Annotated in this window: 14 protein-coding genes; all 14 read left to right on the top strand. The window is 44.7% G+C overall.

Going from position 1 to position 13,883, the window contains the following annotated elements; translation table 11 throughout:
* The first annotated feature begins 131 nt into the window (after nt 1–131).
* Nucleotides 132–731 carry a molybdenum cofactor guanylyltransferase gene (locus tag MOB98_RS18475; protein WP_268361085.1) on the top strand — a complete coding sequence of 200 codons (600 nt, stop codon included), beginning with the start codon at nt 132–134 and terminating at the stop codon, nt 729–731.
* A 49-nt stretch (nt 732–780) separates the two neighbouring features.
* Nucleotides 781–1,800 (top strand): MoeB/ThiF family adenylyltransferase, encoded by a 1,020-nt coding sequence (locus MOB98_RS18480; RefSeq protein ID WP_268361086.1) that lies wholly within the window; start codon nt 781–783, stop codon nt 1,798–1,800.
* 17 nt (nt 1,801–1,817) lie between these two features.
* Nucleotides 1,818–3,110 carry a gephyrin-like molybdotransferase Glp gene (gene glp / locus MOB98_RS18485; RefSeq protein WP_268361089.1) on the top strand — a complete coding sequence of 431 codons (1,293 nt, stop codon included), beginning with the start codon at nt 1,818–1,820 and terminating at the stop codon, nt 3,108–3,110.
* Nucleotides 3,071–3,592 (top strand): molybdopterin-guanine dinucleotide biosynthesis protein B, encoded by a 522-nt coding sequence (mobB, locus tag MOB98_RS18490; protein ID WP_268361091.1) that lies wholly within the window; start codon nt 3,071–3,073, stop codon nt 3,590–3,592. The genes glp and mobB overlap by 40 nt, the downstream gene beginning before the upstream one ends.
* Nucleotides 3,592–4,065 carry a molybdenum cofactor biosynthesis protein MoaE gene (locus MOB98_RS18495; RefSeq protein WP_268361093.1) on the top strand — a complete coding sequence of 158 codons (474 nt, stop codon included), beginning with the start codon at nt 3,592–3,594 and terminating at the stop codon, nt 4,063–4,065. Before mobB ends, MOB98_RS18495 begins: the two co-directional genes overlap by 1 nt.
* On the top strand, nt 4,058–4,291 hold the full coding sequence (gene moaD / locus MOB98_RS18500) for a molybdopterin converting factor subunit 1 (RefSeq protein WP_268361094.1): 234 nt from the start codon (nt 4,058–4,060) through the stop codon (nt 4,289–4,291). The genes MOB98_RS18495 and moaD overlap by 8 nt, the downstream gene beginning before the upstream one ends.
* Nucleotides 4,292–4,514: 223 nt before the next feature.
* The gene (locus tag MOB98_RS18505) at nt 4,515–6,272 is read left to right on the top strand and encodes an ABC transporter ATP-binding protein (RefSeq protein WP_268361095.1); all 1,758 of its coding nucleotides are present in this window, start codon (nt 4,515–4,517) and stop codon (nt 6,270–6,272) included.
* Nucleotides 6,273–6,282: 10 nt separating this feature from the next.
* The gene (locus MOB98_RS18510; RefSeq protein ID WP_268361096.1) at nt 6,283–8,097 is read left to right on the top strand and encodes an ABC transporter ATP-binding protein; all 1,815 of its coding nucleotides are present in this window, start codon (nt 6,283–6,285) and stop codon (nt 8,095–8,097) included.
* 114 nt (nt 8,098–8,211) lie between these two features.
* Nucleotides 8,212–8,907, top strand: coding sequence for a toxin SDP protection protein YknW (yknW, locus tag MOB98_RS18515; RefSeq protein WP_268361098.1), 696 nt, complete (start codon nt 8,212–8,214; stop codon nt 8,905–8,907).
* 4 nt (nt 8,908–8,911) lie between these two features.
* Nucleotides 8,912–10,045, top strand: coding sequence for an efflux RND transporter periplasmic adaptor subunit (locus MOB98_RS18520; RefSeq protein WP_268361100.1), 1,134 nt, complete (start codon nt 8,912–8,914; stop codon nt 10,043–10,045).
* Nucleotides 10,046–10,738, top strand: a complete 693-nt coding sequence (gene yknY, locus MOB98_RS18525; protein WP_003238881.1) for an ABC transporter ATP-binding protein YknY — start codon at nt 10,046–10,048, stop codon at nt 10,736–10,738.
* Entirely contained in the window at nt 10,735–11,928 is a 1,194-nt protein-coding gene (skiZ, locus tag MOB98_RS18530; RefSeq protein WP_268361101.1) for a sporulation-delaying-protein transporter subunit SkiZ, read from the top strand. The genes yknY and skiZ overlap by 4 nt, the downstream gene beginning before the upstream one ends.
* A 279-nt stretch (nt 11,929–12,207) precedes the next feature.
* Entirely contained in the window at nt 12,208–12,963 is a 756-nt protein-coding gene (locus tag MOB98_RS18535) for a DeoR/GlpR family DNA-binding transcription regulator (RefSeq protein WP_268361103.1), read from the top strand.
* Nucleotides 12,960–13,871 (top strand): 1-phosphofructokinase, encoded by a 912-nt coding sequence (gene pfkB, locus MOB98_RS18540; protein ID WP_268361104.1) that lies wholly within the window; start codon nt 12,960–12,962, stop codon nt 13,869–13,871. The genes MOB98_RS18535 and pfkB overlap by 4 nt, the downstream gene beginning before the upstream one ends.
* Nucleotides 13,872–13,883: the final 12 nt, after the last annotated feature.

Consider the following 13,883-nt stretch of genomic DNA (forward strand, 5'->3'; position numbering starts at 1 on the left):
ACCAACTCCCTCATGATGTTAACACTACAATATGCAAATACTGAACAGCTATTCCTCTTTAATAAACAGACAAGCAGTGGCGTCGGGGCCTTGCTTTTGCTATGCTTTTAACGAACTAGAGGTGAGATGATATGGAGCAGATCAATGTACTGCTGGCAGGAGGAGCCTCACGACGCTTCGGAGAACCGAAGGCGTTTGTGAATTGGAGAGGCAGGATGTTTTACGAATGGGCTAAAATGGCGCTTGGAGAACATGCGGTTATCATCAGCCGTCCTGAGTTTATTGATAGATTTCAAGAAAATGGCGAAACCGAAGTGTATCCAGATGCTGAGCCGTTTCAAGGAATGGGGCCTTTGGCTGGTATATATACCGCTTTTAAAAAGACAGACGGTGATCTTTATACTGTTCTTTCCTGTGACACGCCACTGATACAAAGAAGGACCATGCTGGAGCTCAAGCGTCTGATGACTGACGGAACAGATGCGGTCGTCCCGGTTTCAGACGGACGAGAGCAGCCATTGATTGCAATTTACCATAAAAGAATCATGCCCATTCTATATGATCAGCTTTCTGAGAAGAGATTAAGAATATCAGATTTTTTAGGCCGAATTTCAGTTCGTTATATACAGGCTGAAGAAATTGGGGCAAATCCGGCTGAGTTTATCAACATTAATACACGGGATGATTTTAACTGTTTGGAAGAAAAAACGGACTCCTTCAGATGGGACTGAGGGGGCAAAAACATGTTAAGATGACATAAAAGATAAGGAGAACAGTTTGATGGAGGAGCGTTATTCACGGCAAATCAGATTTAAGCAAATAGGCGAAGTAGGCCAGAAAAAACTGGGAGACAGCCATGTGCTGGTTGTCGGAGCTGGGGCGCTTGGGACTGCAGGTGCTGAAGGGCTTTCGAGAGCTGGGGTCGGTACCATTACCATTATTGACCGTGACTATGTGGAGTGGAGCAACCTGCAAAGGCAGCAGCTTTATAACGAAAGCGATGCCAAGCTCCGTATGCCGAAAGCTATGGCTGCTAAAGAGCATCTATCTGCCATTAACAGCGGAATACATATTGAGGCGCATGTTGCCGAAGGAACAGCCGAAACGCTTGAGCCGCTGATTGAAAAGGCAGATGTCGTGCTCGACGCGACAGATAATTTTGAAACCCGCATGCTGATCAATGATCTAGCCCAGAAAACAAAGACACCGTGGGTCTATGGCGCTTGTGTAAGCAGTCAGGGGATGTTCATGACGATTATGCCGGGAGAAACCCCTTGTCTATCCTGTCTGTTTGAGCAAATTCCTGTCGGCGGGGCGACGTGTGATACGGCCGGCATTATTCCGCCTGCTGTGCATATCGTGTCTGCCTATCAGCAGGCTGAGGCTTTAAAGCTGTTAACCGGCCAAACAGACGCCGTACAGCGAGGTTTTGTGACATTCGATGTCTGGAACAACTCACATATGAAGATTAACGTTGATCATGTACGCCGTGAGGATTGCCCGTCTTGCGGAGCACATGCGGTTTATCCTTATCTCCAAGACTGGAACACACCCAAAGCCGCTGTACTGTGCGGCCGTGATACAGTTCAGGTAAGGTCGGAATCATTAAAAAGAATTCCGAAACAGGAGCTTATCAAGCGGCTGAAAACAATCGGCAAGGTTGAGGCCAATGCGTTTTTGCTGCATATTTTTTACGAAGATTTCAGAATCGTCATTTTCAATGACGGACGGGCGCTTGTGCATGGAACAAATGATGTGAAGGAAGCCAATTCCGTGTTGGCAAGAGTAATTGGATTGTAACAACAGGAGGGGTCAGAATGCTGGAGAAAAGAACACCGATACCGGTGGACGAGGCAGTTCGGCGTGTCAGCCATTTTCAAAAACAAGGGGAAACAGAATGGGTGGCGCTTGAAGACAGCCTCCATCGATGTTTAGCTGAAGATGTAACAGCAGATCACCACGTACCCGCGTTTGACCGTTCGCCATACGACGGTTTTGCTGTCAGAGCGTGCGATACGGCTAAAGCTTCACGTGAGAACCCAGTTCGGTTTGAGGTTATTGACCATATAGGAGCGGGGGCTGTATCTGAAAAAGAACTTGGCCCGTTTCAGGCCGTGCGGATTATGACTGGCGCGCAAATCCCTGAAGGAGCAGATGCTGTCGTCATGATTGAGCTGACTCAAACCTTTGAGGAGAACGGACAAGCGTTTATGACTTTAAAACGCCGCTTCCAGACGGGAGATAATATTTCAAAAACTGGTGAAGACGCTCAAAAAGGGAGTGTTTTATTGAGAAAGGGCACCCGGGTGACACCGGGAGTGACTGCGCTTTTGGCAACCTTCGGATACGCGTCTGTGCCTGTTGTGAGAAAACCTGTTGTCGGGATTATCGCAACCGGTACCGAATTGCTGAATGTCAGTGATCCGCTGGAGCCGGGGAAAATCCGCAACAGCAATGCCAGTATGGTGTATGCGCAAGTGATAGAAGCAGGCGGATTGCCGCTTTATTTAGGAAAAATTTCTGATGATCTGGATAAAAGCTTTGCCGCGGTCAAAGAGGCGATAAAAAAAGTTGATTTCCTGATTACAACCGGCGGCGTGTCAGTGGGTGATTTTGACTTTTTGCCTGCGATCTATGAAAAACTCGGAGCGGACGTGCTGTTTAATAAAGTAGCCATGCGCCCGGGCAGCGTGACGACGGTGGCGCATGCAAACGATATGCTGCTGTTTGGCCTTTCGGGTAATCCGTCGGCATGCTATGTCGGCTTTGAACTGTTTGTCAAACCGATGATCCAGACATGGCTTCTCAATGAAAAACCGCATTCGATTTGTGCGGAGGCCGTTTTGACCAAGGATTTTCCAAAGCCGAACCCATTTACCCGATTTGTTCGTGCTTTCGTGTATCATCAGGAAGGAAAACTGTTGGCGGCACCCGTCGGATTAGATAAATCCAGCTCCGTCACGTCACTTGCAGAAGCAAATGCGTTTATCATTCTGCCGGGCGGCACGAGAGGGTATGAATCAGGCAGGACGGTTCAAGTGCTGCTCATCAGAGAAGAGAATGGAAGTGAGTGGCCTTGGTCTGTCCTTTCCCGATCGTCCAAGTTGTAGGATTTCAAAACAGCGGGAAAACAACGTTTATTGAGCGTATTCTTAAAAAAGCTTTTGAAGAGGGGCTCAATTTAGGCTGTCTAAAGCACCACGGTCACGGCGGTGAACCGCAGACGTTCACTGAAGGAAAAGACACTGACCGTTATCGAGCGGCAGGTGCTGGTGTGACAGCAGTAGAAGGTGCTGGTGTGTTACAGCTGACTGCCCGCCGCAATTGGGATTTGCCGCAGCTGATCGAGCTATATCGGTTTCTCGAAACAGACTGCCTTTTGATTGAAGGCTTTAAGAAAGCCTCTTATCCTAAAGTCATTATACTAAGCAAAAAGGAAGATCTAGAAGCACTGCAGGCAGTAAATACAATCGCCATCATCTATAGAAAAAAAGAGCATATGACAGAGCACCCGGGGTTACCCGTTTTTCATGCGGACGATCCGGTTGCCGTGGATTTTGTGCTTTCACAGCTGAAGGGGGAATCTGCATAATGGAACGGTTTGAGATTACGACAACACCCATTAATACTGAAGACATCATCAAAAAAGTGGAGAAACGGGAAGCAGGGGCGATTACCACATTTATTGGCACGGTTCGGGAATGGACAAACGGAAAAAGAACGGTTCGGCTGGAATATGAGGCATATGAACCGATGGCTGTGCAGATGCTGGCTCAAATCGGTGCTGAAATCGAAGATAAATGGGAAGGTGCTTCAGCTGCGATCACGCACCGTATAGGCGTGCTTGATATCGGTGAAGCAGCGGTCGTGATCGCTGTATCTTCTCCTCATCGAAAGGCTGCATATGAAGCCAATGAGTATGCGATCGAACGAATAAAACAGATCGTGCCGATTTGGAAAAAAGAAATTTGGGAAGACGGTGAGCAATGGATCGGCGATCAGCTTGAAACAACAGCTTATCCGAACGGAAAACCAGATCTAAGCGGGGGAGAGCAGCATGATTAAAATTCTTTTATTTGCAGGGCTTGCTGAACAGGCTGGCAAACAAGCGTTAGAATTAGATATGGAACAAGCAACTACAGACGAAATAAAAGCGAGTCTAAAAGAACAACACGGCCTATCATCCATTGATACTGCTATGATTGCCGTTAACGAAAGCTATGTAAAGGAAAATACTTCTGTATCTTCAGGTGACACGGTAGCCATCATTCCGCCGGTCAGCGGAGGATGAAAACCCGGGCGGCACTCAGCCGCCCGGGTTTTTTGTGCTTCATTCGCATATCCCCAAGTACTCCCAGCATACAATGATTTTCTGTAAGCGTTTATTTTACATAAGGGACTCCCTATAAAGTAAGAGACTCACTCTAACATTAGACTGAATTTTTGAAAAACAATAGAAATTTATTTCGGGTATCGATATAGTAAAGAAGATATAAACGAGAAAGGTGCTGGATATGGAGACATTTAAAAGATTAAAAATGTTTTATTGGCCGTACAGAAAGGTGTTTATGTGGTCGCTGCTGGCCATGCTTTTGATGACTGCAATTACTGTCGTTTATCCGATTATCCTGCAAATCACGATTGATGAAATCGTGCTGGGGAGGAAGTACCAGCTTGCAGCATGGGTCAGTTTTGGATTTATTGCGGTGATGGCACTGAAAGGAACTGCTACTTTTTTTCATCAATATTTAGGTGATATGTTCGGGATCAAATCCGTTTATCGGCTTAGAAATGGCCTGTATGAAAAACTGCAGAGGCTTTCCTTTTCTTATTATGATAATGCAAAAACAGGTGATTTGATGTCCAGGCTGACAGCAGATGTTGAAGGGCTTCGTTTTTTCTTATCATATGGCCTCGCTGAGCTCATTCGATTCGGCCTGCTGGTCGCCATCAGCCTGTCGGTCATGTTTTACTATTCTGTTCCGCTTACACTTGTGACAATCGCTGTTCTGCCATTTCTCGCTGTTGCAGTCTATCAGTTTGACAAAAGAGTCCACCCCGCCTTCAGAGGCATCCGCAAATCATTTGCGAAGCTCAATACAAAAGTGCAGGAAAATATCAGCGGCATCAATACGGTTAAATCTCTTTCCAGAGAAGATTTCCAAATCAGTACTTTCAATAAAGCCAATACGGAATACAGAGCGCAATATTTACAAACATCATCCATCTGGTCTGCGTATTTCCCTTTAATGGAGTTTATCGGGAACATTAGTATTGTAGCTCTCCTCTCATACGGCGGCTACTTGGTTATGCAAAATCAGCTTAATCCCGGTGAGCTTGTCGCTTTCTTCAGCCTTGTCAATTATATGATGTGGCCGATTATGAACTTAGGCTTTGTCATCAATATGTTCTCTCAAGCAAAGGCATCAGGGGAACGCCTGCTCGAGATTCTCGAAAAAGAAGAAGACATCACAGATCATCCTCATGCTTTGCATAAACAAAAATTAACCGGAGATATCCATTTTAAAAATGTTTCTCTTGCGTACGGAAAAGAACAAACAAACGCGCTGTGCAATGTAAGCTTTGAGGCAAGCAGCGGGAAGGTAATCGGACTATTGGGCCCGACAGGTTCAGGCAAAAGCTCAGTGACACAGCTCCTCACCAGATTCTACAGCCCTGTTGGCGGAATGATTACCATTGATCATAAACACATCACAGATTATTCGTTAAAAACCCTTCGCTCCAATATCGGTGTTGTACTTCAAGAATCTTTTCTGTTTTCATCTACAATTCGATCCAACATTTCGTACGGGAGGCCGGATGCCTCAATGGAGGACATCATCGAAGCGGCAAAAAGGGCGCAGGCTCACGACTTTATTATGGAGCTTCCTGACGGATATGACACCATGCTTGGAGAGAGGGGAATGGGGCTTTCCGGCGGACAGAAACAGCGTATTGCCATTGCGAGAGCCATCTGTTTGAACCCAGGCATTTTAATATTGGATGACGCCACGAGCGCAGTAGATATGCAAACAGAGCACAGCATACAGCTTGCCTTAAAAGAAGTTATGAAAAACCGCACAACCTTTATCATCGCTCACCGTATTTCTTCACTGAAACACGCCGATGAGATTCTTGTTTTTGATAAAGGGCGCATACGTGAAAGGGGAACACATCAGGACCTTCTTGAAAAAGAAGGCTATTATAAAAAGATTTACGATCTGCAATACCGTGATGTCAAAATGATCAATGAGCCGCATCAGGTCGGATAGGGAGGGCCATATGAAACAAGCAAAAAAACAGGGGATTTTGGAGCGTTTCTCTTATTCTTCAGATGAAATCATTGAAAAGCCGTTTAACTGGGCTCAAATGTGGCGGCTGCTGAGCTATGTCAAACCATATCGGAAAACAATTTTGCCGCTTGCTTTTCTCACCGTATTGATTGGGACTGCTGTGAAGCTTGTGATTCCCATTCTGATCGGCGTTTATGTTCTCGATCAAGCCATTACAGCGAGAAACTCGGAGCTGCTGACCCAGCTCATTTTCATTATCAGCGGATTATATGTCCTGAATTATGCTGCCAATGTGTTAAGAATCAGATGGATGAATCAGCTTGGCCAGCATGTGATTTACGATTTGCGGCAGCATTTATTTACCCATGTGCAGCATTTATCCCACCGATTTTTTGATCAGCGGTCGGCAGGCTCGATCTTGGTCAGGATTATGAATGATATTAACTCTCTTCAGGAGCTCTTTACTAGCGGAGTCATCAACTTATTGACCGACTTGCTGCTTCTGGCCGGCGTTATCATCATTTTGTTTACGCTGAGTCCTGAGCTGACCCTAGCCATTATGGTGACACTGCCGATTATGTTTTTTATTTCAACAAGTTTAAGGAAAAACATACGCCGCTCCTGGCAAACGGTGCGTCTAAAGCAATCAAAGCTGAATTCTCATTTAAATGAAAGCATTCAGGGCATCCGTGTTACACAGGCATTTACGCAGGAAGAAGAGAACATGGCGTATTTTGACGGCGTTAATCAAGAGAACTATCAATCTTGGCGGGATGCGACAAGAAAAAATGCCATGTTCCGTCCGCTTGTAGAAATGACAAATGCGATTGGAACGGCTGTTTTGATTTGGTATGGCGCCACACTCATCATGAATGAAACCATCACAATTGGCGTCTTTGTTTCTTTTGCCTTCTATCTGGGCATGTTTTGGGAACCTATTTCGAGACTGGGCCAGGTCTACAACCAGCTGTTAATGGGGATGGCATCATCTGAGCGGATTTTTGAGTTTCTGGACGAACAGCCAAATGTCAAGGAGAAGCCGGATGCTATTCATAAAAAAACGATAAATGGAGAGATCTGTTTTGAAGAGGTTGAATTTTCGTATGATGAAAAACGAAAAGCTCTTCACGCTGTATCCTTCACTATTCCGGCAGGCTCAACGCTTGCTCTTGTCGGACATACGGGAAGCGGGAAAACGACGATCGCCAATTTAATCAGCCGTTTTTATGACGCCACTGGAGGAACCATTAAAATCGACGGCATTCCGATTCAGGATCTTTCTCTTGCCAGTTTGCGCTCTCAGATCAGCATTGTGCTGCAAGATACATTTATTTTCTCCGGGACCATCATGGAAAATATTCGTTTTGGACGGCCGGATGCTTCAGACGAAGAGGTGATGAAAGCAGCCCAAGCGGTCGGAGCTGATGAGTTTATATCTGGTTTAGCAGAAGGCTACAAAACAGAGGTGGAGGAAAGGGGCAGCGTACTGTCTGCCGGACAGCGCCAGCTTATTTCCTTTGCGAGAGCATTGCTGGCCGATCCAGCTATTATCATTCTCGACGAAGCAACGGCAAGCATTGATACAGAGACGGAGGTGAAAATTCAGCAGGCTCTAAAAACATTGCTAAAAGGGCGTACAGCAGTGATGATCGCCCACAGATTGTCCACGATCCGCGACGCCGACCGCATCATCGTTCTTGATCACGGCAAGAAAATGGAAGAAGGAAACCATGAACAGCTGCTTGCCAAAGGAGGCATCTATGCAGGACTTGTGAAAGCGCAGTACAGCACAGCGATAGAATAATATAAAAAGCCTTCAGTGATATAATTAAGGCTTTTGGAAATTTATTAGAAAAACATGAAACTTTTTGATCCCCGTCTCGTACTACTTGTTAGATATTCCTAAGGAGGTTTTGAAATGGAAACAAATGTAGAAAAAAACAGCGGGATGGCAACTGAAAAGCCATCACTTTTCGGAGTAATCACAAGTCCGGCCGTTCAGTTTGAAAGAATAAGAGAGAGACCGGTTGTATGGGGTCCGTTTTTTATTGTTGCAGTGATTATCATCGTTGGCGCTGTATTGCAATCACTTGGTACGGATTACAGTGAACTTTTGAAAAGCGGGGACACGCAAGGGTTATCAGCTGAACAAATGGAAACTGTCGAAACAATAACCAAATTTGGAGGAATGGCAGGCGCTATTTTCGGCGGTATCGCAGCGTTATTTATTGCCCCTCTTATTTATTGGCTCTGTGTAAAAATATCAGGCGGGGTTACGTCATACAAAAAAATGCTTTCTCTCGGTCTATTTGTCTCTTTGATTAGCAGTCTTGGATTATTGATTAACGGAATTGTTGCTTTTACGACTGACGCAAATCCTCTTTACAGCACGACGTCACTGGCAGGGATTATCCCGTCAGATGGAGCTCTCGCCAGCGTGTTGAACACCTTTGAGATATTCAGCATATGGAGCTATGTATTATTAGCAATCGGACTCCACAAAACAGGCGGCATCTCAAAAAAAGCAGGATGGATTTCAGTCATTGTTCTTTTCGGCATTTTGGTTGCCTTTTCGTTCTTTTCAGGTTTAATCAATACTGTGGCGGGTGCATAAATTCATGAAAAAAGTTTGGATCGGAATTGGAATCGCCGTTTTAGTCGCTCTTTTTATTGGCATAAATATATATCGGTCTGCCGCGCCGACAAGCGGCAGCACCGGCCAGAAGATACAGACGGGAAGCCTCGAAGAAAACGAAATCTCAACAACGGTCATGGTTCCCGGCACACTTAAATTTTCAAATGAACAGTATGTGTTTTATGAAGCGGATAAAGGGACATTAGAAGAGATTAAAGTGAAGGAAGGCGATAAAGTTAAAAAGGGCACGCCTTTAGTCACCTATACAAATGAGCAGCTGAGCCTGGAAAAAGAACAGAACCAGTTAACGGCTGAATCGAACCGGCTTCAAATTGACCAAATTCAAGAAAAGATAAAAGCGTTAGACAATAAAGAAAAAGAATTGGAAAAACAGGTTGGAAAAAAAGAAGCAGAAAAACAAATTGAATCTGAACGGACGGAGCTTCAAATGCAGGAAAGAACAGCTGAGATCGAATTAAAACAAACCGAGCTTCAGCGGCAGTCACTTGCCAATCGGGTGTCAGATCTTGAAGTGAAAAGCGAAATTGAAGGCACCGTTATTTCCGTCAACCAAGAAGCGGCATCCAAAAAGTCAGATATTCAAGAGCCTGTTATACATATCGGCAACCCAAAAGACCTTGTCGTCTCAGGGAAATTGTCTGAATACGATACACTGAAAGTCAAAAAAGGCCAGAAGGTTACACTCACTTCAGATGTTATTCAGGATAAAACATGGAAAGGTACAGTTTCCGCAGTCGGTCTTGTTCCGGATCAGCAGGAAAACACTGCGGCACAAGGAACAGAACAAGCGGTCCAATACCCGCTTCAAGTGAAAATAAAAGGGAAGCTTCCAGAAGGAAAGCCAGGCTTTAAATTCATCATGAATATTGAAACGGATAAGCGGAAAGCAAATACGCTTCCTTCGAAGGCAGTTAAAAAAGAAGATGATCAATATTATGTGTATACAGTAATAGATGGAAAAGCAAAACGAGTTGATGTCAAAATCGGCGAAGTAACAGATGATCTGACAGAAATTAAAGAGGGTATTTCTCAAGATGATCAAGTTATTTTGAATCCTTCTGATCAGGTGACCGATGGAACGGAAGTGAAAGCATAAATGATCCAGCTTTCTAATGTGCGTAAAAGCTACCAGATTGGCAGGGAAACATTTGATGTTCTCCATTCTATTCATTTGGACATCCATCAAGGGGAATATGTTTCGATTATGGGGCCGTCAGGATCAGGGAAATCGACGATCATGAATATTATCGGCTGCCTTGACCGGCCGACTTCCGGCACGTATAAATTAGACGGTGAAGATATTTCTTCATATAAAGATAAAGAACTGGCTGCAGTCCGTAACCGGTCCATCGGTTTTGTATTCCAGCAATTTCAGCTTCTTCCGCGGCTGAACGCAAAAAAAAATGTCGAGCTGCCGATGATTTATTCCGGGATAGGCAAAAAAGAACGTCAAGAGCGGGCTGAGAGGGCGTTGGAAAAAGTCGGGTTAGCTGATCGAATGCTTCACATGCCCAATGAGCTGTCGGGCGGACAGAAGCAGCGGGTGGCGATTGCAAGGGCGATCGTGAATGAGCCAAAGCTGATTTTAGCTGATGAACCGACCGGTGCGCTGGATACGAAAACAAGCGCGGCGATTATGGATCAATTTACAGCATTAAATGCCGAGGGAACGACAATCGTTCTTGTTACTCACGAGCCGGAAGTTGCAGATTGCACAAATCGGATCATCATGGTGCGCGACGGAAACATTGTTCCTGCCAGCTCCGGACAAAGGAGTGTGGGAGAATGAGCCTGTTAGAGAACATCAGAATGGCTCTAAGCTCTGTGCTTGCCCATAAAATGCGTTCAATTTTAACGATGCTTGGCATTATCATTGGTGTAGGCTCCGTCATTATTGTCGTTGCAGTAGGACAGGGCGGCGAGCAAATGCTGAAGCAGTCGATCAGCGGCCCGGGAAATACGGTGGAGCTGTACTACATGCCAAGCGATGAGGAGCTTGCAAGCAATCCGAACGCCGTAGCAGAATCTACTTTTACGGAAAACGATATTAAAGGTTTAAAAGAGATCGAGGGCATCAAACAAGTCGTTGCCTCTACTTCTGAAAGTATGACAGCGCGTTATCATGAGGAAGAAACCGATGTTACGGTAAATGGAATAAACGATGGATATATGAATGTAAATTCATTGGAAATCGAAAACGGCAGAACCTTCACCGACAATGATTTTATTGCAGGGAAAAGAGCCGGAGTCATCTCTCAAAAGATGGCAGAAGAGCTGTTTGATAAAACCTCCCCTCTTGGTGAAGTAGTCTGGATAAACGGCCAGCCTGTTGAAATTATAGGCGTGCTGAAAAAAGAAACAGGCTTGCTTTCTTTCGGTTTAAGTGAAATGTATGTGCCATTTAATATGATGAAATCCTCTTTTGGCACAAGTGATTTCAGTAACGTATCGCTGCAAGTCGAATCAGCGGACAACATAAAAACAGCTGGAAAAGAAGCGGCACAGCTGGTAAATGACAATCATGGGACAGAGGATTCGTATCAAGTGATGAATATGGAAGAGATTGCGGCAGGGATTGGGAAAGTAACGGCGATTATGACGACGATAATCGGCTCAATTGCAGGCATCTCTCTTTTAGTCGGCGGAATCGGTGTCATGAATATTATGCTCGTATCAGTCACAGAACGAACGCGAGAGATCGGAATCAGAAAATCACTCGGCGCGACGAGGGGGCAGATTCTGACTCAGTTTTTAATTGAATCAGTCGTATTAACGCTTATTGGCGGACTGATTGGGATTGGAATCGGATATGGAGGAGCCTCGCTTGTTTCAGCCATTGCGGGCTGGCCGTCTCTCATATCCTGGCAGGTTGTATGCGGGGGCGTGCTGTTCAGTATGCTCATTGGAGTTGTTTTCGGCATGCTTCCTGCAAATAAAGCGGCAAAGCTTGATCCGATTGAAGCGCTTCGTTACGAGTAGCCTCATGCAATATGCATGAGGTTTTTTTATGTTTCGTGATTTCTACTATGAATATAAAAGACTTTTTTCATTAAAATAAGAAGAAAATGTCGTACAATTGTCCTTATTTTTGTCGAATTTACAGTTTACAAACCCTATAGACATACGTTAATATGGAGAAACGTGAAAGATTTTGATAGTTATTGAATGAATTTGAATGATTTTAGTTGCCTAAACTGAAAATAGCGTTTACAATGAAATTGTATTCAAAATGAATACGTTTTCATTAGGAGGTGAAGCATGCTAACTCCTGAACGGCATCAATTGATTATTGATCAAATAGAAAAGCATGATGTGGTGAAAATTCAAGAGCTCATAAGTCTTACAAATGCTTCTGAATCAACAATCAGAAGAGATTTATCGACACTTGAAGAACGCGGTTTTTTAAAGCGTGTTCATGGGGGAGCGGCCAAGCTTTCCGATATCAGACTTGAACCCGATATGCTTGAAAAATCATCCAAAAACCTTCACGATAAGTTGAAGATTGCTGAAAAAGCAGCTTCCCTTATAGAAGAAGGGGATTGCATTTACCTTGATGCAGGCACGACGACTTTGCACATGATTGATTTTATGGATAAAAGCAAAGATATTGTCGTTGTCACAAACGGAGTGATGCATATCGATGCATTAATAAGGAAAGAAATTTCTTTTTATCTGCTTGGAGGATACGTAAAGCACAGAACGGGCGCGGTTATTGGAGGCGCTTCACTGATTGCCATGGATCAGTACAGATTCGACAAGAGTTTTCTGGGAACAAACGGTGTCCATACAGAGGCTGGATTCACAACCCCGGACCCTGATGAGGCCCTATTAAAACAGAAAGCTGTCAAACAGGCAAAACACGCTTACGTCTTAGCAGACCCTTCGAAATTCGGAGAAATTTCATTTTCGGCTTTTGCCGGAATAGGCGACGCAACAATCATTACGACTGACGCTGAAGAGCTTACATTCGATAATTACCAAGAAAAAACTGTCGTAAAGGTAGTGAAACCATGATTTACACTGTAACACTTAATCCATCTGTCGATTATATTGTTCACGTTGAAGATTTTACTGTAGGAGGCCTGAACCGTTCTGCATACGATACAAAGTATCCTGGGGGCAAAGGCATCAACGTATCGAGACTGCTGAAAAGACATCATGTACCGTCTAAAGCGCTCGGGTTCGTCGGCGGATTTACCGGAGAATATATCAAAACATTTTTACGGGAAGAAAACCTGGAAACAGCTTTTTCTGAAGTAAAAGGAGATACCCGTATCAATGTAAAGCTGAAAACTGGTGATGAAACTGAAATTAACGGGCAGGGACCGAATATTTCTGATGAAGATTTCAAAGCCTTTTTAGAACAGTTCCAATCTTTGCAAGAGGGAGATATCGTCGTCCTTGCAGGAAGCATTCCATCTTCACTGCCTCACGATACTTATGAAAAAATCGCAAAAGCCTGCCAACAGCAGAACGCGCGAGTTGTGCTGGATATCTCAGGCGAGGCGCTTTTGAAAGCGACAGAAATGAAACCGTTTTTGATGAAGCCAAATCATCATGAACTGGGAGAAATGTTCGGTACGACGATTACATCAGTTGAAGAAGCTGTTCCTTACGGGAAAAAGCTTGTAGAACAAGGTGCTGAACATGTAATCGTATCCATGGCTGGAGACGGAGCGCTTCTGTTTACGAACGAAGCAACATATTTTGCCAACGTGCCAAAGGGGAAATTGGTAAACTCAGTTGGAGCGGGAGATTCCGTCGTTGCAGGTTTCCTTGCCGGCATTTCCAAACAGCTGCCGCTTGAAGAAGCATTCCGCTTAGGAGTGACGTCAGGCAGTGCTACCGCGTTCTCTGAAGAACTTGGAACAGAAGAATTCGTCCAGCAGCTTCTTCCTGAAGTTAAGGTCACACGTCTATAGAGGAGGAAACAA

It is taken from the genome of Bacillus sp. N13C7 (genome assembly GCF_026790065.1).
Lineage (GTDB): Bacteria > Bacillota > Bacilli > Bacillales > Bacillaceae > Bacillus.

Coding starts and splice junctions, on each gene's coding strand:
- MOB98_RS18475 (WP_268361085.1), top strand. CDS start 132: ATGGAGCAGATCAATGTACTGCTGGCAGGAGGAGCCTCACGACGCTTC.
- MOB98_RS18480 (WP_268361086.1), top strand. CDS start 781: ATGGAGGAGCGTTATTCACGGCAAATCAGATTTAAGCAAATAGGCGAA.
- glp (WP_268361089.1), top strand. CDS start 1,818: ATGCTGGAGAAAAGAACACCGATACCGGTGGACGAGGCAGTTCGGCGT.
- MOB98_RS18495 (WP_268361093.1), top strand. CDS start 3,592: ATGGAACGGTTTGAGATTACGACAACACCCATTAATACTGAAGACATC.
- moaD (WP_268361094.1), top strand. CDS start 4,058: ATGATTAAAATTCTTTTATTTGCAGGGCTTGCTGAACAGGCTGGCAAA.
- MOB98_RS18505 (WP_268361095.1), top strand. CDS start 4,515: ATGGAGACATTTAAAAGATTAAAAATGTTTTATTGGCCGTACAGAAAG.
- MOB98_RS18510 (WP_268361096.1), top strand. CDS start 6,283: ATGAAACAAGCAAAAAAACAGGGGATTTTGGAGCGTTTCTCTTATTCT.
- yknW (WP_268361098.1), top strand. CDS start 8,212: ATGGAAACAAATGTAGAAAAAAACAGCGGGATGGCAACTGAAAAGCCA.
- MOB98_RS18520 (WP_268361100.1), top strand. CDS start 8,912: ATGAAAAAAGTTTGGATCGGAATTGGAATCGCCGTTTTAGTCGCTCTT.
- yknY (WP_003238881.1), top strand. CDS start 10,046: ATGATCCAGCTTTCTAATGTGCGTAAAAGCTACCAGATTGGCAGGGAA.
- skiZ (WP_268361101.1), top strand. CDS start 10,735: ATGAGCCTGTTAGAGAACATCAGAATGGCTCTAAGCTCTGTGCTTGCC.
- MOB98_RS18535 (WP_268361103.1), top strand. CDS start 12,208: ATGCTAACTCCTGAACGGCATCAATTGATTATTGATCAAATAGAAAAG.
- pfkB (WP_268361104.1), top strand. CDS start 12,960: ATGATTTACACTGTAACACTTAATCCATCTGTCGATTATATTGTTCAC.